This window comes from Nitratireductor sp. GZWM139, assembly GCF_030068685.1.
Taxonomy (GTDB): Bacteria; Pseudomonadota; Alphaproteobacteria; order Rhizobiales; family Rhizobiaceae; genus Nitratireductor; species Nitratireductor aquimarinus.
Window position 1 is genome coordinate 58,600 of record NZ_JAMQML010000008.1, and the last position, 22,864, is coordinate 81,463.

At 64.0% G+C, this 22,864-nt stretch carries 23 protein-coding genes; 9 read left to right on the forward strand and 14 right to left on the reverse strand.

From position 1 onward, the window contains the following. Nucleotides 1-70: 70 nt before the first annotated feature. The 11 genes from NDI72_RS11520 to NDI72_RS11570 all read right to left on the reverse strand — a co-directional run bounded on the left by NDI72_RS11520 (nucleotide 71) and on the right by NDI72_RS11570 (nucleotide 9,781). On the reverse strand, nucleotides 71-844 hold the full coding sequence (locus NDI72_RS11520; RefSeq protein ID WP_206545735.1) for an aspartate/glutamate racemase family protein: 774 nt from the start codon (nucleotides 842-844) through the stop codon (nucleotides 71-73). A 4-nt stretch (nucleotides 845-848) separates the two neighbouring features. Further along, the gene (locus NDI72_RS11525; protein ID WP_113153394.1) at nucleotides 849-2,165 is read right to left on the reverse strand and encodes a TRAP transporter large permease; all 1,317 of its coding nucleotides are present in this window, start codon (nucleotides 2,163-2,165) and stop codon (nucleotides 849-851) included. Further along, nucleotides 2,165-2,662, reverse strand: coding sequence for a TRAP transporter small permease (locus NDI72_RS11530; protein ID WP_113153395.1), 498 nt, complete (start codon nucleotides 2,660-2,662; stop codon nucleotides 2,165-2,167). Before NDI72_RS11530 ends, NDI72_RS11525 begins: the two co-directional genes overlap by 1 nt. A gap of 119 nt (nucleotides 2,663-2,781) precedes the next feature. Next, entirely contained in the window at nucleotides 2,782-3,795 is a 1,014-nt protein-coding gene (gene dctP, locus NDI72_RS11535; protein WP_283800527.1) for a TRAP transporter substrate-binding protein DctP, read from the reverse strand. A 72-nt stretch (nucleotides 3,796-3,867) separates the two neighbouring features. Then, on the reverse strand, nucleotides 3,868-4,851 hold the full coding sequence (locus NDI72_RS11540) for a 3-hydroxybutyryl-CoA dehydrogenase (RefSeq protein ID WP_113153397.1): 984 nt from the start codon (nucleotides 4,849-4,851) through the stop codon (nucleotides 3,868-3,870). After that, nucleotides 4,851-5,927 carry an NAD/NADP-dependent octopine/nopaline dehydrogenase family protein gene (locus NDI72_RS11545; RefSeq protein ID WP_283800528.1) on the reverse strand — a complete coding sequence of 359 codons (1,077 nt, stop codon included), beginning with the start codon at nucleotides 5,925-5,927 and terminating at the stop codon, nucleotides 4,851-4,853. Before NDI72_RS11545 ends, NDI72_RS11540 begins: the two co-directional genes overlap by 1 nt. A gap of 59 nt (nucleotides 5,928-5,986) precedes the next feature. Continuing rightward, complete coding sequence (locus NDI72_RS11550) at nucleotides 5,987-6,427, reverse strand: RidA family protein (RefSeq protein WP_206995297.1); 441 nt, start codon at nucleotides 6,425-6,427, stop codon at nucleotides 5,987-5,989. Beyond that, nucleotides 6,424-6,948, reverse strand: a complete 525-nt coding sequence (locus NDI72_RS11555) for a MarR family winged helix-turn-helix transcriptional regulator (protein ID WP_283800529.1) — start codon at nucleotides 6,946-6,948, stop codon at nucleotides 6,424-6,426. The genes NDI72_RS11550 and NDI72_RS11555 overlap by 4 nt, the downstream gene beginning before the upstream one ends. Before the next feature lie 12 nt (nucleotides 6,949-6,960). Continuing rightward, nucleotides 6,961-8,247, reverse strand: a complete 1,287-nt coding sequence (locus NDI72_RS11560) for a TRAP transporter large permease (RefSeq protein ID WP_113153401.1) — start codon at nucleotides 8,245-8,247, stop codon at nucleotides 6,961-6,963. Beyond that, complete coding sequence (locus NDI72_RS11565) at nucleotides 8,247-8,756, reverse strand: TRAP transporter small permease (RefSeq protein ID WP_206545728.1); 510 nt, start codon at nucleotides 8,754-8,756, stop codon at nucleotides 8,247-8,249. The genes NDI72_RS11560 and NDI72_RS11565 overlap by 1 nt, the downstream gene beginning before the upstream one ends. Next, complete coding sequence (locus NDI72_RS11570) at nucleotides 8,756-9,781, reverse strand: TRAP transporter substrate-binding protein (protein ID WP_206545727.1); 1,026 nt, start codon at nucleotides 9,779-9,781, stop codon at nucleotides 8,756-8,758. Before NDI72_RS11570 ends, NDI72_RS11565 begins: the two co-directional genes overlap by 1 nt. A gap of 207 nt (nucleotides 9,782-9,988) precedes the next feature. Here NDI72_RS11570 and NDI72_RS11575 point away from each other — a divergent pair, with 207 nt between their 5' ends. From NDI72_RS11575 to NDI72_RS11610, 8 genes are read left to right on the forward strand one after another with little or no spacing between them, the layout of a single operon-like run. Beyond that, nucleotides 9,989-10,954 carry a PDR/VanB family oxidoreductase gene (locus tag NDI72_RS11575; RefSeq protein ID WP_283800530.1) on the forward strand — a complete coding sequence of 322 codons (966 nt, stop codon included), beginning with the start codon at nucleotides 9,989-9,991 and terminating at the stop codon, nucleotides 10,952-10,954. 36 nt (nucleotides 10,955-10,990) lie between these two features. Continuing rightward, nucleotides 10,991-12,322: an aromatic ring-hydroxylating dioxygenase subunit alpha gene (locus NDI72_RS11580; RefSeq protein ID WP_206547975.1), complete on the forward strand. Its 1,332-nt coding sequence runs from the start codon at nucleotides 10,991-10,993 to the stop codon at nucleotides 12,320-12,322. After that, nucleotides 12,322-12,804, forward strand: coding sequence for an aromatic-ring-hydroxylating dioxygenase subunit beta (locus NDI72_RS11585; protein WP_206545725.1), 483 nt, complete (start codon nucleotides 12,322-12,324; stop codon nucleotides 12,802-12,804). Before NDI72_RS11580 ends, NDI72_RS11585 begins: the two co-directional genes overlap by 1 nt. Nucleotides 12,805-12,815: 11 nt before the next feature. After that, nucleotides 12,816-14,456, forward strand: a complete 1,641-nt coding sequence (locus NDI72_RS11590; protein WP_283800531.1) for an AMP-binding protein — start codon at nucleotides 12,816-12,818, stop codon at nucleotides 14,454-14,456. Beyond that, nucleotides 14,456-15,640 (forward strand): thiolase family protein, encoded by a 1,185-nt coding sequence (locus NDI72_RS11595; protein ID WP_283800532.1) that lies wholly within the window; start codon nucleotides 14,456-14,458, stop codon nucleotides 15,638-15,640. The genes NDI72_RS11590 and NDI72_RS11595 overlap by 1 nt, the downstream gene beginning before the upstream one ends. Beyond that, nucleotides 15,637-16,896 carry an SDR family NAD(P)-dependent oxidoreductase gene (locus NDI72_RS11600; protein ID WP_283800533.1) on the forward strand — a complete coding sequence of 420 codons (1,260 nt, stop codon included), beginning with the start codon at nucleotides 15,637-15,639 and terminating at the stop codon, nucleotides 16,894-16,896. Before NDI72_RS11595 ends, NDI72_RS11600 begins: the two co-directional genes overlap by 4 nt. Continuing rightward, entirely contained in the window at nucleotides 16,893-17,696 is an 804-nt protein-coding gene (locus NDI72_RS11605; RefSeq protein WP_283800534.1) for a cyclase family protein, read from the forward strand. The genes NDI72_RS11600 and NDI72_RS11605 overlap by 4 nt, the downstream gene beginning before the upstream one ends. Nucleotides 17,697-17,700: 4 nt before the next feature. Further along, nucleotides 17,701-18,429, forward strand: coding sequence for an SDR family NAD(P)-dependent oxidoreductase (locus NDI72_RS11610; RefSeq protein ID WP_113153410.1), 729 nt, complete (start codon nucleotides 17,701-17,703; stop codon nucleotides 18,427-18,429). A gap of 12 nt (nucleotides 18,430-18,441) precedes the next feature. On the opposite strand, the gene NDI72_RS11615 is transcribed toward NDI72_RS11610, so the two are convergent. The 3 genes from NDI72_RS11615 to NDI72_RS11625 form a co-directional block, all read right to left on the reverse strand. Beyond that, on the reverse strand, nucleotides 18,442-19,347 hold the full coding sequence (locus NDI72_RS11615) for a LysR family transcriptional regulator (protein WP_283800535.1): 906 nt from the start codon (nucleotides 19,345-19,347) through the stop codon (nucleotides 18,442-18,444). 6 nt (nucleotides 19,348-19,353) lie between these two features. Further along, nucleotides 19,354-20,793 (reverse strand): SLC13 family permease, encoded by a 1,440-nt coding sequence (locus tag NDI72_RS11620; RefSeq protein ID WP_283800536.1) that lies wholly within the window; start codon nucleotides 20,791-20,793, stop codon nucleotides 19,354-19,356. Between the two features lie 116 nt (nucleotides 20,794-20,909). Beyond that, on the reverse strand, nucleotides 20,910-22,016 hold the full coding sequence (locus NDI72_RS11625; protein WP_283800537.1) for a DUF418 domain-containing protein: 1,107 nt from the start codon (nucleotides 22,014-22,016) through the stop codon (nucleotides 20,910-20,912). Between the two features lie 218 nt (nucleotides 22,017-22,234). Between NDI72_RS11625 and NDI72_RS11630 the strand changes: the two genes are divergently transcribed. Next, nucleotides 22,235-22,822 (forward strand): TetR/AcrR family transcriptional regulator, encoded by a 588-nt coding sequence (locus NDI72_RS11630; RefSeq protein ID WP_283800538.1) that lies wholly within the window; start codon nucleotides 22,235-22,237, stop codon nucleotides 22,820-22,822. The last annotated feature ends 42 nt before the right edge of the window (nucleotides 22,823-22,864 follow it).

A 22,864-nucleotide genomic window follows, 5' to 3' on the forward strand; every position in this document is an offset into this window, starting at 1 on the left:
CAGCTTTGCAAAAGCCAGTCAACAGGCCCGGAGAATTATTGCCCAAAGGCGCGAAGACGCCCTCTTATGCTTACAGACCCTTTGGATGGGTCATGAACTCTTCGATGATCTCTTCCGGCGGTTTGACGAAATCCGAAGTGCGGCTGACGCCAAGGCCGGTCAGCCCCTTCAGCTTCACGGCCATTTCCGCCAGCTTCACGACAATCGGAATGCCGTTGATCACCGGCGCGCCATCCACCCGGTGCGCCTGCAATTGCGAGAACAGAAGCATGGGAATGCCGCCGCCGGGAATGAGCACGTCCACGCCCTCATCCACCAGCGGCCGGGCCTGCTCCTCAAACAGGGCGCGCACGGTTTCAAGCCGCTCATCGGAACCGAAGGCGGCAAGGATCTGCCCCGGCTCGAAATCCATGGCGTGCACGCCGGTCACGCGTTCGCCGAGACCGTATTTGCCGATCTGGTGGTGAAACCAGGGAATGTAACGCCGGTTGATGGTGACGATGCCCGAGCGCTGGCCAAGCTGGCAGGCATGCAGCATGGACGCCTCCCCCATGCCCAGCACCGGAATGTCGACCACCGACCGCGCCTCATAGAGGCCGGCATCCTGAAAATGCCCGATGATGAAGGCGTCATAGCCCTCGCGCTCGGCCCGCACCGCATTGCAGATCACCTCACGCGCGCAGCGAAACTCCACGATGGCGTGGGCGTAGCTGTCATGCGGGGTGATACCCTTGATGTCGATCTCAGTGCCGGGGTCCACAATGGCGTCGAGATGCTTCCTCAGTTCATCCCAGTAGCCCGCGCCATTCTCGTAATCGACATAGCTTTGATACCAGATCTTCATGACGTCAGCTCCTGATGAGGCCCGGCAGCCAGAGGGCCAGCTGCGGGAAAAGCGCAAGCAGCACGACCAAAAGCAGCGTGCAGGCGATGTAGGGCAGCGCGGCCCGCGCCACCTGCCCGATGGTCGTCCCCCTCGGGCTCACGCCAACCATGACGAAGAGCAGGAGACCGAAGGGCGGGGTCGCAAGGCTGAGTTCCAGCGCCAGCAGCATCACCACGCCGAACCAGATCTGGTCGAACCCGTAGAGCCCGACCAGCGGCATGAAAATCGGCAGGGTCAGCATCATGATAGAAAGCTGATCCATGAACATGCCGAGAAGCAGAAGCACGAGGAACATGACCGCGAGCACCACATAGGCGTTGAGCTCGAAACTGGTGGCAAACGAGATCAGGCCCGAAGACGCGCCGGAGAAGGCGAGGATCTGCGAGAAGGTGGTCGAGCCGACGATGATCATCAACATCATGGCCGACACTTTGAGCGTGCCGGTCAGCGAGCGCACCACGGCCTGCCAGCTCAGCGTGCGATAGCACGCCGCCAGCACGACGACGGACAGCGCACCGAAGGCTGCGGATTCGGTCGGCGTCGCCCAGCCGAGCAGGATCAGCCCGACCACCGCGAACACGACGATGCCCATGGGCATGACGTCCACCAGAACCGCCCGCATGATCTCGGAAAGGCTCGCCCGTTCCGCCGCATAGCCGGGGGCGGCATCCGGATCGAGCGCGATCTGTATGCGGATCGTCGCGATGAACAGCGCCGCCAGAAGCAGCCCCGGCACCAGCCCCGCGATCAGCAGCGCACCCACATCGATGCGCGCCAGCGAACCAAGCAGCACGGCCAGCGAGGATGGCGGAATGATCATGGCCAGGCCGCCGGTCGCCAGGATCGGCCCCATGATCATATGCGGCTTGTATCCGCGCTTGATCATGTCGGGCATCAGCGTCGTGCCGAGCATCGCCGTGTTGGCCATGGACGATCCCGACAGTGTGGCGAAGATCGTGCCGCCGCCCACGGTCAGATAGGAAAGCCGCCCCTTGATGCCGCCAAAACACTTGTCGAGCGCATCGAACACGCGAATGGCAAGCCCCGTGTGGAACAGAAGCTCGCCCATGATGAGAAACAGCGGCACCGGCACCAGTGCGAAACTGGTGACGGATGTGGAGGCATTGGCGACAAGCTGGTCGATGCCGATCATGCCGCCCATGAAGATGTAGACGCCGACAATGTTGATCGCCAGAAACGCGATGGCCACCGGCATGCCGAAGAACATCAGGAACAGGAGCCCCCCGATCATCAGGAGGGCGGATTCGTACCAGACCATCAGTGTGCTCCCCCGCTGCCGGTATAGGTTTCGCCGCGAAGCAGCATACGCAGGAACTCCAGCGCCATCAGGCCGAAGCCCATGGACAGCATGGCGTAAAGAACCCAGGAGGGAATGTTGATGGAGCGCATGTCGACCGCGCGCGACTGCACCATTTCCAGCCCCACCGCCGCCGAGCGCCAGCACAGGAGGCCAAGCGTCAGGATGGCGAGAACCAGCACGACCCGCCCCGCCAGAAGGCGCGCGCCGTCAGGCATCGCCCCCACGAAGGAGGAGATCGCCACATGCCCGTTGTTGCGCACCAGCCAGGGCGCGGCCGCCATGGTGGAGAACAGCATCACATATTCGACGATGGCGCTGGTCGACTGGAACGGCCGGAAACCGGTGTTGCGCAGCACGACGTCGACAATGATGGCGGCAGAAATGAAAACGAGACTGGCTGCGCCCAGCACAGCCAGTCCGTTGATGATCCAGTTGTAGATGCGTAGCAGAAACATGGCGCGCGGCTTTTCAAAAGTGGTGCGGGGGAATGCCCTGCGGGCAACCCCGGAGCGATGTGAAACGCCTCTCCGGGATCGCCCGTCAGGGGAAGCTCAAGGCTTCCGCCGGCACGGGATCAGCGGTCGTAATACGCTTCGCGCAGTGCGTCGTAATATTCCGACCCGGAATCCTTCATGCGCTTCCAGGCGCTGTCATAGGCAAGGTCCAGGAACGTCGCCTGCGCATCGCCCTCCAGCTCGATGACCTCCATGCCGTTCTCGCGAACCGCCTTGTCGGTGTCCTCAATCACCTTCTGGAAATTGTCGTAGGACGTCTGCTCATATTCGGCAGCGGCGTCGTTCAGGATCTTCTTTGCCTCATCGCTCAGGCCATCCCATTTGGCCGGGTTCACCACCACGGCGAGATCCGTCTGGAAGAAGCCCGGATCGATGCGATAGCGCAGGAACTTGTCCCACGAGAGATCCTGAATGCCGACAATGGGCCAGCCCGAACCATCGAACGTGCTGCGCTCAAGGCCGGTATAGACATCCGGCACCGGCACGGAGACGGGAATGGCCCCCAGCGCCTCGAAGAAGGCGTTGTAGATCGGCTGCGAGCGGATGCGCTGGCCATCGAGATCGATGCCGCCATCCTCGGTCCGCTTGGGCTCGTTGATCGTGTAGATGTAGAATTTGACGCCGGTGTCGAGGTGGGCCAGCAGGTTCACGCCCAGCTTCTTGGTGAACGCCTCCTGCATGATGCCGAAGCCGCCATTCTCGCGCGCCTCGGCGGCCGTGACGGTGGACGCCACCCATGCATCCGCCTCCGGCATCGTGCCCAGATAATAGGATGCCGGGCCATACTGCATGTCGACCACGCCTCGGCGCACCGCGTCTACCTGCTGGTTCGGCGGAAACATCTCCGGCCCGCCCGCATAGTTGATCTGGATGACGCCCTTGCCGCGCTCGTTCACGAGATCGACAAAGCCCTTGAAGCTCTGCGAGAAGGCAAGTGACTGCGGGAAGGCGGAAATCGCCTTCAGCGTTTCTTCCGCACTGGCCTGCCCGGCAAAGGCAACGCTGGTCAGCGCCGTTGCAAGAAGGCCGCGTCTGATGGTCCTGGCGATCGATCTGGTCGTTGCTTGGTTCATGTCATCGTCCTCTCTGGTTTTCCGGACTTGTTCCGTCCGGTCTGGTTTCACACCCTGTTTCAGGCACCGGGCCTAAAGCACGGGTGGCCGCACGAGCCCCGCATTGTCGAGCGCCTTCAGGAAAGCCGCCATGCGGCGCTGGCGGTAAGCGTCGACGTCCACATCGGCGTAATCGAAGAAGCCGGAACCCGTCTTCAGGCCGATACGCCCTTCCTCCATGTTGCGACTGATGATGCCGGGAGCCGCATAGCGCTCATCATCGAAAGCCCCGGCGAGATAGCGGCTCGCATAGTAGAGAATGTCGCCGCCGCCCCAGTCGATGAATTCCAGAAGGCCCAGCACGCCGAAGCGCAGGCCGAACCCATAGGTAACCGCCTTGTCGACATCCTCGGCGCTCGCAACGCCTTCCTCCACGATCCGCGCCGCTTCATTCATGGCGAGCGCCTGAATGCGCGGCACGATGTAGCCGGGCGAAGCCTTGCAGACGATCGGTACCTTGCCGATGCCTTCAAGATAGGCGCGCACGAAAGCGGTGGTTTCCGCATCCGTCTCGTCGGCCGGGCTGAGTTCCACCAGCGGCATCAGAAAGGCCGGGTTCAGCCAGTGCGCATTGAGAAAGCGCTCGGGCGCAGAGGTGAAGCCCGCCAGCTCCGTCGACAGCATGGTCGAGGTAGTCGAGGCCAGAATGGCGTCGCCATCGGCATGGGCGTCGAACAGCGCAAACGCATCGCGCTTGGCGTCCGTCACCTCGGGCACACCCTCGAACACGATGCGCGCCCCGGCAAGACCTGCCGCCGCCTCGCCGCGCGGCACGATGCTCACCCGGTCCATGATCTGTGGAACGGCGTCCACCCTGAATGCGCCAAGCGCGGCGATGGAGGCCAGCGCCGTGCGGATCTCGTCCAGCGCCTCATCGCGCAGTTTTGCAAAGGCGTCGGCGTCACGCTCTTTCGCATCGATCAGCCGCACCGCGTGGCCGGCATAGGCGACGCATTGCGCAATGCCCCGCCCCATGCGACCGGCGCCGATGCAGGCGATGGTCACCTCGCCCGTCATCACAGGCCCTCACGCAGCATGGTCTGCACCGCCTCGCGGCTTTCACCGGCAAGACCGATCTGCTCCATCGTGCGGCCCTCGGCGCGGAAATCACGCTCGGCCACCGCGCCGGCAATCGCCAGGAGGCCGGTCGCCACCGGACAGGGCACGCCGGCCCAGTCGCCCACCGACACCATGAAGGCGAGGCCCATGCCCACATCCTCCAGCATGTAGCGGTGCGACTTCAGGTCCAGCTTCTCGTGCCAGTCGCCTGAATCCACCAGCTTGTCATGCGCGAGATTGCCGTACATCCAGTCGCTGGTCTCGTAGTGATCGGCCAGCGGAAAGTGTGGCGCGCCATAGCCCAGCGCCTCGCGGATCGCCATGCGCTCATTGTCGAGCGCGGTGTGCGTGCGGCGGATGGAAGCCTGCGTGCCCTCATTGTGAATGTCCCAGCGGTCGAAATGCTCGATGGGACCGGCATTCATGAGGATCAGCGGCGGGTGAATGATCGGGCCGGCGTTCATCAGCGCGCCCGAAAGCGCATCCTCCACCGGCTCGATGGAGGCCGGGAACACCGCCGCAATGGCCTTGATCGCATGATCCGTGTGCCGCGCCGGCAGCACGCCGGTCGGCAGCCGCGAGGCCCGCGTCGTCACGCGCACTTCGAGCGGCCCCTGCTTGCGCGTCAGCCATGGCAGCGTGCCCGTTTCGGCAATCGCGATGTCGGCCTTCGAGCCCGCTTCACGAATGCGCTTCATCATCAGGTAGGAACCGAACGTGCCCGGCGGCAGGTAGATCACCTGCCCGTCTTCCAGATGCGGCGCGAGGCGGGTGGCGATGTCCTCCTGCGCGAAGGCCGGCGTCGGCGCGACGATCAGCTCCGCGCCTTTCAGCGCCGCAGCAAGATCGTCGGTCGGCACGACCGCGATCTTCCGGCTGCCCTCGTGGTCGGTCAGGGTGATGCCGCCGGCCTCCTCGACATCGGCGAAACTGGCGCGGTCGCGCCGCCACCAGCGAACGTCATGGCCCGCCTCGGCGAAATCCGCCGCAGCCGCGTATGACCCGTTGCCTCCACCCAGAACAGCTACTTTCATGTCTGCACTCTCCTCCTCGCCCGCACACAGTCACGGGCATTTATGTCACTCACATTGGTTCAACCCCGGGGCAGAACCGCCGTCGCCTCGATTTCCACGACCGCCTCCGGCTCCACCAGACGCGTCACCTCCACCGTGGCCATGGCCGGGAAACAGCGGCCGAACACATCGCGATAGGCTCTCCCCAGCCCTTTCGGATCGGCCAGATAGTCCTCGACACTCGTCACGTACCAGGTGAGGCGCGTCAGATGTTCCGGCCCTGCGCCCGCCGCTTCGAGCACGTCGCGGATGTTGCGAAACGTCTGGTGCGCCTGGGCGACGAACCCTTCCGGGAAGCGGCCCTCGCGATCCCAGCCGACCAGCCCGCCCGTGTAGATGATGCCGCCATCGGTCATCACGGCATTGGCGTAGCCCTTCGGCTGCGGCCAGCCCTGCGGGCACACCGCCTCGTGCAGGAGCCGCGGCTCGTCGGGTTTCGGGGTTTTCTCCAGATCGCTCATGTCGGTCTCGTCTCCAGTTTCACGGGCTCGCGAACCGGCGCAGGCGTGATGCCGCTGCCGGCGCGATAAAGCGCGTGAACATGCTTGAGGGCGTTCTTCAGAAGCGCTGCTTCGCCGGGGCGCAGCCGCGCGATGATCTCTTCTTCATGCGCCTGCGCTTCATCAACGAGGCGTGCGCCAAGCGCGCGGCCTGCAGCAGTAAGGAACACGCGCACACGACGCCGGTCGCGCTCGTCACTCCGGCGTTTCACCAGTCCTTTCGACGCCATGTGATCGATGATCTTGGTCAGATGCGACTGTTCCATCAGCGCAAGCTGGGCGAGCTGCGTCACCATCTGACCGTCCTCATCGCTCAGGCAGGCGAGGATGCGCCATTCCGGCACGCGCAGCCCCTGCTCGCGCACATGGGCATGAAAGTCCGTGCTGGCCGCATCGCTGGCGGCAGCGAGCAGATAGAGCAGGTAGTCGCCGACAAACCCGGCATTGCGGTCGATCTCGATCCTTTCTTCGTCTTTCGCCATCATCTCTTCCGGTCACATGGAATTGGGTATCAGAAGCGCCATCGCCGGCAGCGCGATCAGAAGCGCGAGCCGCAACACATCCATGGCCACGAAAGGCAGGATGCCGGCGAAGATGCGCTCCAGCGGAATGTCGGGGGCCACCGTGCGCATGACGAAAACATTCATGCCGATGGGCGGCGTGATGAAGCTCAGCTCGGTCGCGATCACCACGAAGATGCCGAACCAGATCGGATCAAAGCCAAGGCCCGTCACGATCGGGAACAGGATCGGCACGGTCAGCGTGATCATCGAGATGCTTTCAAGCAGGCAGCCCAGCACCAGATAGATCAGCACGATCATGAAGATGACCTGGTACGGGCCGGCACCAAGCGCATTGATCCAGGTGCGCAGATCACCCGTCAGGCCGGAGAAATTCACATAGTTCAGGAAATAGAGCGCCCCGAACAGAATGAAGAACATCACCGCCGTCGTCTTCGCCGTGTCGAACAGCGTGGACAGCGTGGCGCGCAGAGTCAGCCGACCGCGCATGAAGGTCAGAAGAAACGCACCGCCCGCGCCCATGCCTGCCGCCTCGGTGGCGGTGAAGACGCCCATATAAATGCCGCCCAGAACGAACACGAACAGCGCCAGCGCCCAGACCACGCCACGCAGCGCCCGCACACGGTCGATCAGCGGCAGTTTGGGCTGCGTCTCCAGATGTTCGCGATAGACGACGAGCGACAGGCGCACGGCGATGATGTAGCCGATCACACCGATCAGCCCCGGCAGAAGGCCGGCCAGAAACAGCTTGCCGATGTTCTGCTGTGTCAGGATGCCATAGATGACGAGAATGACCGATGGCGGAATGAGAATGCCGAGCGTTCCGCCCGCCGCAATGGACGAAGCGGCCAGCCGGTCGGAATAGCCATATTTGCGCATGGCCGGCAGCGAGATGCGCGCCATGGTCGCCGTGGTGGCGAGCGACGAGCCGCATACCGACGAAAACCCGCCGCAGGCCACGATGGTGGCCATGGCGAGCCCGCCCTTGCGGTGACGCAGCCAGGCATTCGCCGCCGCATAAAGATCGCCGGCCACGCCGGACTGCACCACGAGATTGCCCATCAGCAGGAACAGCGGCACGACGGAAAGCGTATAGCTGCGGCCGCTGTCGAAAAAGACCTGCCCGAGCATGGCCAGCGCCGGGTGCCAGCCAACGATGGACACCACACCGACAAGCCCCACGGCCGTCATGGCGAAGGCGATGGGCACGCCGGCAAAGATCAGCGCCAGAAGCAGCGCCATTCCGATTGGCCAGGCCATTACACGCCCCCGCCATCGCTTTTGGGCAGTCTGAGCACCGCCATGACAAAGGTGATGATGGCGCTGATGCCGGCAATCACCGCCGTCGCCTTGGCGAACGGCCCGAGCGGCGTACGCAGATAGACCGTCACCTCGTTATAGCTTTCAAGCTGGGCTCCGTGCTTCCACAGCTGCCAGGAAACGAGCCCCAGAACCACGGAAACCAGAAGCCGACCAAGGTTGAGCTGCACCTTCGCAGCCATGCCCTTGAGGCTCGCCGTAAGCAGATCGACGCTGATATGCCCGTCATCCAGACACACGGCCGGCAATCCCATGAACACAATCGCCATAAGCAGGATTTCGGTGTATTCGGCTGCGCCCGGAAGCGGCGACGAGAGGAGATAGCGGCCAATCACATCGGCCACCGTCACCAGTGTCAGCGCAACCAGAAACGCTCCGCAGAGCACGGCGGTCGCAAGTCGTAACCACCGCCGAGCCCGCATTGCGATCCGCTCGGAGGGGGCGGCCATTATTCAGCCGCCACCGCTTTGATTTCGTCCTTGAGCTTGCCCAGCACCACGTCGAAGTCGAGCGCCTTGGCCTCATAGGCCTTGGCGAGTTCGTCGAACATCGGCCCGGTCTTCTCACGCAGTTCGGTGAGTTCGTCCTCGGTGGCGTCATGGAACTCGACGGTCGACTGGATGACCTCCATGCCCGCCGCGTCGGCCGCGTCCCAGGCCTGACCGGCCATGCGCGAGAACGCCTCGCCGGAAACCTTCTCGATGGCCGCCTTGTCTTCATCCGACAGGCTGTCGAACTTCGCCTTGTTCATCACGAAGAAGAACGAGACATTGTAAAGCCCACCGGGAACCCTCAGCGCCTTGTCGACCAGAGATTCCAGCTTGAAGAAGGGCACGGATTCAACGGGGAAGAAGATGCCGTCGGCGATGCCGCCCGACAGGATTTCATAAGACTGTGGCGACGGGGCCTGGATCGACACCATGTCCATCGCTTCGGCAAGCTTGTTGGTGATATTGCCCGCCACACGGATCTTCGCGCCCGACAGGTCCGACAGTGGCGAAACCGGCTTGCCCTTGGTGAACAGAAGCCCCGGCCCGTGCCCGAACACGCCCAGCACCTTGGTGCCGCGATGCTCATCGGCCTGCGCCAGATCGCTTTCGTACACCCGCCAGAAGGCAACCGAGAGGCTCTCGGACGTATCGGCCAGGAACGGCATTTCGGCGATTTCCGTCAGGGTGAAGCGGCCCGGCGTATAACCATGCACGCCGAATGTCAGGTCCACCGCGCCATTGGCAGCCAGATCGAAATGCGCCGGCGGCGGCCCGAGCGGCGCGTCGAGGATCTGCACTTCAATCCGTCCGTCACTCGCCTCTTTCAGCTGTTCCGCCCAGGGAACCATCATGTCCTTGACGATGGGGTGAGACGGCGGCAGCCAGTTGGACATGCGCAGAACCGTCTCCTGCGCCATGGCGCTCAGGCTCATGGCAGCCGAGAAAATAGATGCAGATACAAGCGTTTTAAAAATGCGCGTCATCGTTTTCCTCCCGTGACGGCCTCCTCCAACTACGAAGGCTTCCACAAGTTTCAACGCGCTTCAAGCTTAAAAAGATGAAATTTCACTTTTTGAGGCTTGAAGCTTGACAGGCAAAAATATGCGAATTCATATTATTCGGACACTGCGGATGACAGCTCGCCTGCCGATGAGCTGATGGAGGCGCCGCAGAGGGAGGAGATATCGGCGATGAGCGAACTGAAGCTCAGGGTGCGCGCCAGCGAGGCGCTGACCCCGAACATCCGCACACTCGAACTGGAGGCCGCGGACGGCTCGGCCCTGCCCGGCTTTTCCGCCGGTGCGCATATCCGCGTCGTCCTGCCCGATGGCAGCGACCGGCACTATTCGCTCGTCAACGCCGAAACCGATCCCGGCGCCACCGACGCGCCCGATCATTACCGTCTCGGCGTACGCCTCGAAGAGGACAGCAAGGGCGGCTCCCGCTTCATGCATGGGCTGAAAGCAGGCGACGTCATTGAAACATCCGCCCCGCGCAACGACTTCGCGCTGGTCGACGCGGAAGCCCCGGTGCTTCTCATCGCCGGCGGCATCGGCGTCACGCCGCTCATCTCCATGGCCGCCGAACGCAAGGCGAAAGACCGCCCCTTCTCGTTTCACTATGCCGGCCGGTCGCGCACGCTTCTGGCCTTCGTCGACGCGCTTGAGGCCATCGAGACCACCGCACTCACCATTCATTGCGACGACGAGCCCGAAACCTGCATCGACCTGAAGGCGCTGATCGGCAAGGCCCCGGCTGACGGCCACATCTATGTGTGCGGCCCGCGCGGCATGATCGAGGCAGTGCGCGAAATCGCCCATGCCCGCGGCATCGCGAAAGACCATGTGCACTTCGAACTTTTCGAGGCGCATGAAGCCGATGCGGGCGACAAATCCTTCGAGGTCGAGATCAGCTCCACGGGACAGGTCTTCACCATCCCGCCGGGCAAGTCCATCATCGAGGTGCTCGAAGAAGAAGGCGTCGACCTGATCTATGATTGCCAGCGCGGCGATTGCGGCATCTGCCAGACCAGCGTTCTGTCCGGCATTCCCGACCATCGCGACGTCATCCTCACCGATGACGAACGCGCAGCAAACGACGTCATGCAGATCTGCGTGTCACGCGCAAAATCCGACCGGCTCGTCCTCGACCTGTAGGAGGCAGGGCGGCGGCCAGCAAGGGAGTAGCAAGCCATGAGCCGTTACGCGAACAACCCGCAAGCCATCAGCAACCTGATCCGGCCAACGGAAGTCCACCGCGACGTCTACATCGATCAGGAAGTGTTCGAGCTGGAGATGAAACATCTCTTCGCCAACACCTGGGTCTTTGTCGGCCACGAAAGCCAGACACCCAACAAGGGCGACTACTTCACCACCGAGATCGGCACCAAGCCGGTCATCATGGTGCGCCACTCCGACAACGAGATCTACGTCCTGCACAATCGCTGCCCGCACAAGGGCACGAAGATCGCCATCGACCGTTCGGGCAACACCGGCAAGTTCTTCCGCTGCCCCTATCACGCCTGGTCGTTCAAGACGAATGGCTGCCTGCTCGCGATCCCGCTGCGCAAGGGCTACAAGGATACCGGCCTCGAAGAGAGCGAATCCGTGCACGGCCTTGCCTCTGTCGGCGCGGTGAAAAACTATCGCGGCTTCATCTTCGCCCGCCTCAATGCGGAAGGGCCGGACTTCGAGAGCTTCTTCGGCGAGGCGCTGAGTTCCTTCGACAACATGGTCGACCGCTCTCCCGAGGGCCGTCTGGAAGTGGCCGGTCCGCCGCTGCGCTACATGCATCGCTGCAACTGGAAAATGCTGGTCGAGAACCAGACCGACACCTGCCATCCCATGGTCGCGCATGAAAGCTCCGCCGGCACGGCCATCGATCTGTGGGAGAAGATGGACAAGCCCGAGGGCACGCAAAAGCCCATGGCCATGGAAGTGATCGCCCCCTTCATGAGCCCCTATGAGTTCTTCGAGAACATGGGCATCCGCACCTGGCCGAACGGCCACGGCCACACCGGCGTGCATCACTCGATCCACTCCGATTATTCGGCCATTCCCGGTTATTACGAGCAGATGGTCGAGGCCTATGGCGAGGAGCGCGCAAAGGCCATCCTCGGCGAGAACCGGCACAACACGGTCTATTTCCCCAACATCATGATCAAGGGGCCGATCCAGCAATTGCGGCTGTTCACCCCGATCGCCGCCGACAAAACCCTGGTCGAAAGCTACATTTACCGGCTGGTGGGCGCGCCCGACATGCTTCTGGAGCGCACCGCCATGTACAACCGCATGATCAACGCGCCCACGTCCATGGTCGGCCATGACGATCTGGAAATGTATGAGCGCGCGCAGGAAGGCCTGCACTCCGATGGCCTCGAATGGGTCAACGTCCAGCGCCTTTATCAGGAAGGCGAGAATTTCGACGAGATCGCCGTCGAGAACGGCACCACGGAACGGCAGATGCGCAACCAGTTCCACGCGTGGGAAAAATACATGACGATGACGATGGAAGGAGACGCGTGATGAAGGCCCCCACCCGCGATGACCTGATCGATTTCGTCTATGAAGAAGCCCGCATGCTGGACGATGGCCGGTTCGACGAATGGCTCGATCTGTGGACCCATGACAGCTTCTACTGGATGCCGCTCGACTACAATCAGCAGGACGAGAAACACGTTACCTCCCTGCTGCATGAAGACGCCTTCATGCGCAAGCTGCGCGTCGAGCGTTTCAAGGGCGAGCGCACCTTTTCGCAGAAGCCGAAGACCCGCTGCCACCACGTTCTGAACCGCCCCTTCATCGACCTCATGGACGAGGAGAAAGGCGAATACGCGACCCACACCGCGTTTCACTATGTGGAGACGCGGCTCGACGACCAGATCCTGCTCGCCGCCACCGCGCGCCACGAGCTGAAGCTCATCGACGGCAGGCTGAAGATCACCCACAAGCGCGTCGATCTGCTCAATTCCGACGCCGCCTTCGGCAATATCCAGATGTTCCTTTAAAGGCGCAGCAGATGAAATCGCAGATCCCGCCGTTCGACACCGTGTTCGCGGCCTTTGCCGACACCGCCGGGCGCTGGCCGGACCGCCCGTTCCTGCACGTGCTGGAGGAAACGGCCACGGTCTACGACATTCCCGCCGGCGAACTCTCCTATGGCGCAGCCCTCGCCGAGATCGAGCGGTTGAGGAACGCCTATGCTGCCGGGGGTTATCGCGCCGGCATGCGCGTCATGCTCCTGATGGAAAACCGGCCGGGCTTCTTCCTGCACTGGTTCGCCCTCAATGCGCTCGGGCTCTCGGTCGTGCCGGTCAATCCCGACCTGCAATCAGCGGAACTGGAATACATGGCCGGGCACGCGCGCCCGGTTCTGGCGGTGGCGATCGCCAGCCGCGTAGCGGATCTCGAACAGGCGGCTGCCGCCTCCGGCGTCGGCTTTCCGGTCGTCACGCCCGAGGCGGACACCCCGCCGCTCGATCCACGCTTTGCCGGCATGGAGACGCCGCAGAGCGCGCCGCTCACCCGCGAAGCGGCCATGCTCTACACCTCCGGCACCACGGGCAAGCCCAAGGGATGCGTCCTGTCGAACCTCTATTTCCTGCATTCGGGCCGCTGGTACGCGAAATCGGGCGGCCTTTGCGCCATGAACGAAGACGGCGAGCGCATGATCACGCCGCTGCCGATCTTCCACATGAACGCCATGGCCTATTCGCTGATGGCGATGGTCACGGTCGGCGGCTGCCTCATCGCGCTCGACCGTTTCCACCCGCGCAGCTGGTGGCAGAGCGTGCGTGACAGCCGCGCCACCTGCCTGCATTATCTGGGCGTCATGCCGTCCATTCTCATGAAGGCCGAACCCACGGAACAGGACAGGGCGCACAATGTGCGCTTCGGCTTCGGTGCGGGCATCGATCCCAAGCTGCACGGCCCCTTCGAGGAGCGCTTCGGCATTCCCCTGATCGAGGGCTGGGCGATGACGGAGACGGGGGCCGGCGCGGTCATCGTCGCCAATCACGAGCCCCGCAAGCGCGGCACAAACTGCCTCGGCCAGCCCGGCCCGGACATCGAGGCCCGCGTGGTCGCGGACGATGGCAGCGAGGCAGCCCCCGGCGCGCCCGGCGAACTTCTGGTGCGCCATGCGGGCGAGGATCCGCGTTTCGGCTTCTTCTCCGAATATTACGCCAACCCCGAGGCCACCGCCGAAGCGTGGGAAGGCGGCTGGTTCCACACCGGCGACATCGTCATGCGCGACGCCGATGGCGATTTCTTCTTCGTCGACCGCAAGAAGAACGTGATCCGCCGTTCCGGCGAGAACATCGCCGCCGTGGAAGTGGAATCCTTCCTCATGCAGCATCCCGACATCAAGGCGGCAGCGGTTGCCGCAGCACCTGACGAACTGCGCGGCGACGAGGTCTTCGCCTGTCTCGTGGTCGAGAGCGGCGCGCGCGATGAGGCCCGCGCCCGCGAGATCGCCGAATGGTGTCTGGATCGCGTGGCCTATTACAAGGTTCCGGGCTACATCGCCTTTGTCGACGCCCTGCCCCTGACCTCGACGCAGAAGATCCAGCGCGGCGAACTGAAAACGCTGGTCGCCCGGCTTCTCACCGATCCTGGAACGGTCGACACGCGCTCCATGAAGAAAAGGCGCGCGGCCTGATGGCGGGCCGCACCTCAAGACGGATGGGCTATGAGGGCGTGGTGCTCGCCGCGCCCGCCACCGCACCCTATCAGCGCTTTTCCAAGGAAACGGCGCATTGGTGGATCGCCCGCGCGCTGCGCCAGTCGCTTCAAAGCGCCGGCCTCAGCCCCCGCGATGTCGACGGCTTCTCGGTGGCAAGCTTCACGCTCTTTCCCGATACGGCGGTGGGCCTGACCCAGCATCTCGGCCTCACGCCACGCTGGCTAGATCACATCCCCATGGGCGGGGCAAGCGGCGTCGTGGCGCTCAGGCGCGCAGCCCGCGCGGTGCAGGCGGGCGACGCCGACATCGTCGCCTGCGTTGCCGGCGACACCAACCATGTGGACAGTTTCCGGCGCATGCTCTCAAGCTTCAGCCGCTTCGCGCAGGATGCCTCATACCCTTACGGAGCAGGCGGACCGAATGCCTGTTTCGCGCTCCTGACCGACCACTATATGAGCGCCTATGGTGCGACCCGTGAGGATTTCGGCCGCATCTGCGTCGCCCAGCGCGACAATGCGCTCCGGAACCCGCATGCGGTGATGAAGAAGCCGCTCACCATGGATCAGTATCTCGGCGCGCGCATGATCTCCGATCCCATCGCGCTGTTCGATTGCGTCATGCCCGTCAGCGGCGCAGAAGCGTTTCTCGTGATGCGGGAGGAGGACGCCCGCGCCGCCGGCCTTCCTTACGCACATATTCGCGGCAGCATCGAACGCCACAACGCCTTCCCCGAAGACCCGATCCAGATGCGCGGCGGCTGGGCCATGGATATCGACGAGCTTTACGCCATGGCAGACGCCACGCCCGACGACATGGACCTGTTGCAGACCTATGACGACTACCCGGTCATCTCCATGATGCAGTTCGAGGATCTGGGGTTCTGCGGGAAAGGCGAGGGCCCGGCCTTCGTGCGCGAGCGCGATCTCACCATCACCGGCGATTGTCCGCACAACACGTCGGGCGGTCAGCTTTCAGCCGGACAGGCAGGAGCCGCCGGCGGCTTCATCGGCATGGTCGAGGCCATCCGCCAGGTCACCGGCGCAGCCGGCCCCACCCAGGTGAAAGGGGCGACGACCGCCATGGTCTCGGGCTTCGGCATGATCAATTACGACCGTGGCGTCTGCTCCAGCGCCGCCATCATTTCGGGAGCGGGCACATGACCGACGCCATCCTGCCACCGCCGAAGAAAGACCCGCAGAAGCGCACCCGCACACAGACACTGCCTTCGGGCCTCAGGAGCCGCGCAGCGCTGGGGCTCACGGCGGCTGCCGCCGAGGGGCGCTTCATGCTGCAGGTCTGCGGCGAATGCGGCGCGCTGCAATATCCGCCGCGCGACGCCTGTTCCACCTGCCTGTCGACCGACCTGCCATGGCGCGACATCGACCCGGCGGGCGAACTCATCGCCGAAACCACCGTGCGCACCAGCACCAACACCTATTTCCGCGAACGCACCCCCTGGCGTGTCGGCACCGTCCGGCTCGACGCCGGCCCCTCCGTCATGTGCCACGTCCATGGCGACGCGCCACGCGGCGGCCGGGTGCGCATCATCAACCGGCTCGACAAGTCGGGCCAGGGCGTTCTCTACGCCCTGCCTCCCGAAGGGACGCCCAACATGGAAGACGATCCGCAACTGCGCGAAATCACCGCCGATCCGAAATTCCGCCGCGTGCTCATCACCGACGCACGCAGCGAAAACGCGCCGGCGCTGGCCGAGGCCTTCGCGAAGGCCGGCGCGTCGATCATCTTCATCGGCGAGCCCGAAGGCTGGCGACCCTATCCGCACCGCGCCACGCTCGAAGCGATCCCCAATGTCCAGATCGTGCCGCTCGACGTCACCGACACCGCGTCGGTCGCCGAGCTTGCCGGCGAGATCGGCGGCAAGACGGATATTCTCGTCAACAATGCCCGCTTCGTGCGCCCCGGCGGCATCATGGACCGTGGAGACACCGTGTTCGCCCGCGACGAGATGGAAGTGAATTATCTCGGCCTGATGCGGCTTGCCCAGTCCTTCGGCCCGGCCATGCGCGGGCGCGGCGCAGACGGCGACAACAGCGCCGCCGCTTGGGTCAACATCCTGTCGGTCTACGCTTATTCCAACATGCCGGCCTTTGGCGCGTTCTCCGCTTCCAATGCCGCCGCCTACTCGCTGTCGCAGTGCCTGCGCGCGGAGATGCGGCCCGGCGGCGTGCGCGTGATGAACGTCTATACGGGCCCGACAGACGACGCATGGCACCAGCCCCTGCCGCCACCCAAGGTCGCGCCCGCAGCACTTGCCCGGGCCATCGTCTCCGGCCTCAAAGACGGGCTGGAAGACGTGTTCGTCGGCGATGTGGCCAAAGACCTGATCGAGCGCTGGCGCGCCGGCGCAAAAGTGCTGGAGCGCGAGATGAGCGAAACCGACGGAGGCGGCGCATGAACGTCCACGCAACCGACCCATCCGCCCTTCTGGGCAATCTCGCGGAGGCGCTCGCCACCGGCGCCATCGAGGTGGTGGACCTCACCCACACGCTCGATCAGGATTTTCCGGTCATCGTGCTGCCGCCCGAGTTCGGCCAGTGCGCCCGCTTCCGCATGGAAGAAGTGTCCGCCTATGACCATCGCGGCCCGGCGTGGAAATGGCACAACTTCACCTGCAGCGAGCACACCGGCACCCATTTCGATGCGCCCTCGCACTGGATCTCCGGCCGCGACGTGCCCAATGGCAGCGTCGACGAGATTCCCGCCGAGCGCTTTATCGGCCCGGTCTGCGTGATCGACTGTTCTGACGGCGCTGCCGCCGATGAGGATTTCGAGCTGACGCCGGAAATCATCGAGGCGTGGGAGGCCGAGCACGGCTGCATTCCCGCCGAGAGCTGGGTTCTGATGCGCACCGACTGGTCGAAGCGCCGGGGCGCGGCCTATCTCAACATGCGCGAGGACGGCGCACATTCCCCCGGCCCCACACCGGCGGCGATCCGGCTTCTGGTGGAGAAACGCAGCATTCGTGGTTTCGGCACAGAAACGGTCGGCACCGATGCCGGTCAGGGATCGCACTACACGCCGCCCTACCCGGCCCATTTCTATCTTCACGGCGCAGGCCGCTACGGGCTGCAATGCCTCAACAATCTCGACCGGCTGCCGCCCACCGGGGCCATGCTGATCGCAACCCCGCTCAAGATCAAGAACGGCACCGGCAGCCCGCTGCGCGTGGTGGCGCTCGTGCCCGGCAGGAACTGACACGATGGACAAAGAGCTGACAGCCGTCATCACCGGCGGCAACAAGGGCATCGGCGCGGACCTCGCCCGGACCATGCTGGATGCGGGCTACCGCGTCGTCTCGGTTGCGCGCCGCGCGCCGGAGTTCTCGCATGAACGTCTGAGCTCGGTCGAAGCCGACCTGCTGGACGACACAGCCGTCAGCGCAGCCGCAGCCGAGATCGCCGGCAGGCACGACGTCACCCATTTCGTGCAGAATGCAGGCCTCATCTGGCCGAACCTCATCGAAGACGCCAGCGCCGAAGACATTACCGGCCTCGCCCAGCTTCACCTGGGTTCCGCCCTCACGCTCCTGAAAGCCTTCCTGCCTGCCATGAAGGAACGCCGCTTCGGCCGTGTTCTCTTCAACGGCTCGCGCGCAGCACTGGGCGCACAGACCCGCACCGCCTATGGCGCATCCAAGGCCGGTATGGTGGGTATGGCGCGCACCTGGGCGCTGGAGCTCGCCCCCCACGGCATCACCGTCAATGTGGTGGCGCCCGGCCCGATCCAGACCGACAATTTCTGGGGCATCATCCCGAAGGGCAGCGAGCGGGAGGCAGAGCTTGCCAAACGCATTCCCGTTGGCCGGCTCGGCGCGGTGGAAGACGTCACCAACGCCTTCATGTTCTTCGCCGATCCGAAGGCAAGCTTCGTCACCGGGCAGACGCTCTATGTCTGCGGCGGCGCAAGCGTTGGCAGCATGCAGCTCTGACGCACCCTGTCGTCAGAGCGTGGCGATGACGATGGCGTTGGCCGCGCGCAGAAGCGGGTCGTCCACGCGCTCCCCGAGGCAGGCGAAAAGAAGCCGCGTCGCAGCCTGCGCCTCGCAGATCAGCTCCACCTCGCCAGCCGCCTCGGCCTCGCGCGCGGCATCCGCATGCAGGAGCCCGCCCCCCACCCCGCCGGCGATCAGCGTCCGCGTGACCTGCTCCCGGTCAACGCTGATGATGCGCTCGGGGCGAAAATTGTACCGGCAAAAGAGCGCTTCCGCCGCCTCGCCGCAACATGTGTCCGGGGCCGGGCAGATCCACGGAAAATCCGCCAGCCTGCGCCAGTCGGGACCGTCTTTCGCCACCGCCATTCCCGGCGGGCCCGCAAGATAGATGGCGAACCGCGAAATCTCGACAACGCTCAGATCTTCTTCCGGCTCACCCGTCTCATTGTAGAACCCGGCATCGAGGCTGCCATTGCGAACGCCCTCGGCAATCGAGCGCGACGTACCATGCCGCAGCACCACATCCACCTGCGGATAGCGCTCGGCAAACCCCGTCATCAGATGGCCAAGCGCTTCCGTGCCGGAATTGCACCCCATGCCAAGCCGCAGACGCCCGGTCAGCGTGCTCTTGATCCGCGCCGCCTCCTCGAGAAGCGCACGATGCGCGGCCAGCGTCTGCTCGGCCCTTTCCAGCAGGCGTTCGCCGTCGCGCGTCAGATCCATGCCGCGCGGGGTCCGCTCGAACAGCGCAAGCCCCAGCGTATCCTCCATCGCCTTGATGTGAGCGCTGACGGCAGGCTGGCTGAGATGAACCCGCTCCGAGGCGCGCGTGATGCTCCCCTCGCGGGCAACGGCGACAAATGTTCTCAGCTGCTGGATGTCCATCACCGCGCTCCGCGCCAGATTGGTCTGCATTCATTCCTATACCAGCCCGAGCACATGCCACCACACAAGATCAAGCGGCAGGAGCACGACAAGGCCGATGACGAACAGGGCAAGACACAGGCGCGCGACAGCACCCGCTGGCAGATTGCCCAGCTGCATCGCCATGATCAATGGCGGGGCCTGATAGGGCAGGAACACATTGGAGAAGGCGAGAACCTGCGTCATCAAAACCGTCGTCAGCGGCAGTCCCGTCAGCACGGCCAGTTTCTCCGCCATCGGCGTCATGACTGCGGGAACCCCCGGCAGATTGGTGATCATCGCCACCACCGTCGAGATGCCGGTGAGCATCACCACATTCCAGACCGGCCGGTCGACCGAGAAATCCGCATGCCCGCTCAGCCCCGCCACCACCGCCTCGCCAAGCCCGGTGGACGAGATCACCGCGCCAAGTCCCAGAATGCCGGCAACGAAGAAGAGCGATGCGTAATTCACCTCTTCGTTGATGCACTTTTTCGATGTCAGCCCTGAAGCAGGCCACAGGCAATAAAGCGCCGCCGCCAGCGCAATCCAGCCCGGCGATATCTGATGAAGCGCATCCGTCAGCCACAGCGCGAGGCACAGCGCCAAAACCAGCGCAAGCCGCTTTTCCGCAGGCGTCATGGCCGTCGCCCGGTCATGCGCCGCCGGCTGACGTTGCGGATCGCCATCGGGAAACATCTTCAGGATCAGCACGACCAGCACCCCGGTCTTGAGCAGGCCAAGCACTGGAAAATGCGCCAGCAGGTAGCCCCAATAGGAAAAGCGCGCGCCATAAAGCGTTTCCGCCATGCCGGCCATGATCATGTTCGGCGCGTTTGCAGGCAGGATCGTGAAGGCCGGCAGAAACGTGCCGAAGGCCGCAGCCGCAATCATCCCCGTGCGCCCGTTCGCGCCCGCGCCATAGCCCATGTGATCGGCAAGCCCGATGACGATGGGCAGAAGCAGCACGATCCGGCCAATGGAAGACGGCATCACGAAGGCCAGCGCCAGGCTGAACGCCGTCACCCCCATGATCACCGTGGAATAGCGCGTTCCAAGCATGCCCGAGAGCGCCGCCGCCATGCGCGCGCCAAGCCCCGTGTAACGGATCGAGGCGCCCAGAATGATCCCGCCGAACAGCAGCCAGAAGGTCGATGAATTAAACCCGGAAAACACCGTCTGTGGCGGCGCGATGCCCGACAGCACCGCCACCAGAAAGAACGCCAATGCGGTCCAGTATTCCGGCGCAGCCGCCGTCGCCCACATGCCGATGCAGAAGACGGCGAGCGCCGCCGCAAGCGCCATCGGAACCGGCAGGGAAGAAGCGGCCAGCAGTCCCACAGCGCCCGCTGCAACCGCGATGCCGATTGATTTCAGCGTGTTCCGCGCGGGTCCGCCACCCGGCTGCGCCGCTGCGGGTGATCGCCCGCTCGCCCGCGATAAAGTCTGCTCCGACATGGAATGAACGTGCCTCGTGAAAATACAACGCGGCGACACTGCTCATTTCCGGCCCGCTCAATCCAATCGATTGTTCGGAGGGCCGCCCTCACGAAAACCGAACGCCCGGCCTCAGCCTATCCGGCAACCCGGCGCATCAGCGTCTCCACCGGCCCGTGTTTGAAGGCGCGCGACCAGACAAAGGCGAACACCGCCGAGGCCGCGCAGAAGATCAGCGCCGCCAGAACCGCCGCCTCCGGCGTCTGCCCGCCCAGCATGCCAAGCGCCTCCAGCGCGCCCATGCCCACCACGATATGTGCGATGTAGAGCGTCAGCGTTTGCCGCCCCGCAGGCATCACCGCCCGCATCACCGGAGCCATTGCCGGCCGCTCGGCCAGCGAGAGGCAAAGCCCGATGACCAGGGACGCCACGCCCATCCCCGCCAGCGTGTAGAGCGGCATGGGCGGCACCGGCCCCGTGGTGACCAGATAGGCAAGCTCCGGGTCGATTGCGCCCAGAAGCGGCTGAAGCCGCGCCGCCAGCACTTCCGCCAGAAGAAACGCCGCAAGCCCGCCCAGCGCAAGCGCATTGCGGACGCGCCTTTCGCCAAGATCAAGCCGGCTCAGGATCACGCCGAACAACAGAAAACCAAGCCACGGAATGACCGGATGCCAGCCATTGAAGAAGAGGTTTCGTACAAAGCCCGCCGGCGTCCAGAAATCGGCATAGCTGTAATCCACCCAGTCGCGCCCGGTATCGAAATCCAGCACAAAGTTCATCACCACAAAGGCGATGTTGAGCGCCACGATCACCCAGATCAGCGTCCATGTGCGCAATGGAAGAAGGAAAACGCCGAACAGGAAGTAGAACGCGTAGTAATGCAGAATGTCCGCATCGAAGATGAGGCTGTTCAAGAGGCCGACGACCAGCAGAAACAGCGCCCGCCTGATCGTGTCGGAAACCGTGCGCTCCATGCCCCGCGATGCGGCGAGCCCCAGTCCCAGCCCGGCGAGCACCACGAAGGTGGCCGCCGCCCGCCCTTCCAGCAGCAGCGTCATTCCGGCCAGAAGACCGCCACCGCCTTCAACACCGGCCTCAGCCCCAGCCCCAGCTCCGGCCCCAGCCCCGATCACAATCGTGAAATTCACGATCACCATGCCGACAAAGGCCAGAAAGCGCGCAAGGTCGAGCCCTTCGAAACGGACGCGCGACCGCACATTCCCCATCACAACAGCGTCAGCCATGCCCCGCCACCCCTGCGCCCCGCCACCCCTGCGCCCCGCCGCCACAAACCCAGAAGACCCATCACCGCTTTCTCCAGCCTGCCTGAAACCGATGCACCGCCGGAATCCTGTGGCTATCGCCCCGAATCCCTTGCCGGATCCCTTGCCTCGCCCCACGTCATCCACCAGTATATGAACGGTCGTTCGTTCATTTAGAGATCAAAAGCCGGGACTGCAAGATGGCAGAGAAGACAAAACCCGCCGCACATCCGCGCAAGCTGCAGATCGTGGAGGCCGCGCTGGCCTGTTTTCTGGAAGCTGGCCATCACCAGACGGGCGTGCGCGACATTGCCCGCCGCGCCGGCATCAGCCTTGGCAATCTCTACAATCACTTTTCGGGAAAAGAGGCCGTTCTGGCCGAGATCGCGCGGCTCGAAGCCGATGAGCTTCGGCCATTCTGCACGATTTTGACCGAAGGGCGCGATCCGCATGCAACGCTCAGGCGCTTCGTCAGCGACTACGCCGCCTATGCGTCACGCCCGGAGAATGCGGTGCTTGGTCTGGAAATACTGTCAGAAGCCATCCGCGCCCCCCGGATCGCCGCTCTTTTCTCCGACAACCGCGCAGCGCTGGTAACGGCCCTGGCCGACCTGCTCACCCGCGGCTCAAAGAGCGGCGCGTTCCGCCCATTCGACCACCCAAAAGAAACCGCCCGCCTCCTTCTGGATGTCATCGAAGGCCGCGCGCTCAGAACCCTGCTGGAAGAAAAGCCACAAGCCGGACAGGACGCGCTCTGGAGTTTTGTCGAGGGGGCGGTGGGCGTTTAGCGCCCCCTCAACCACGACTTAACGAGATATAAGTGAAGCTGG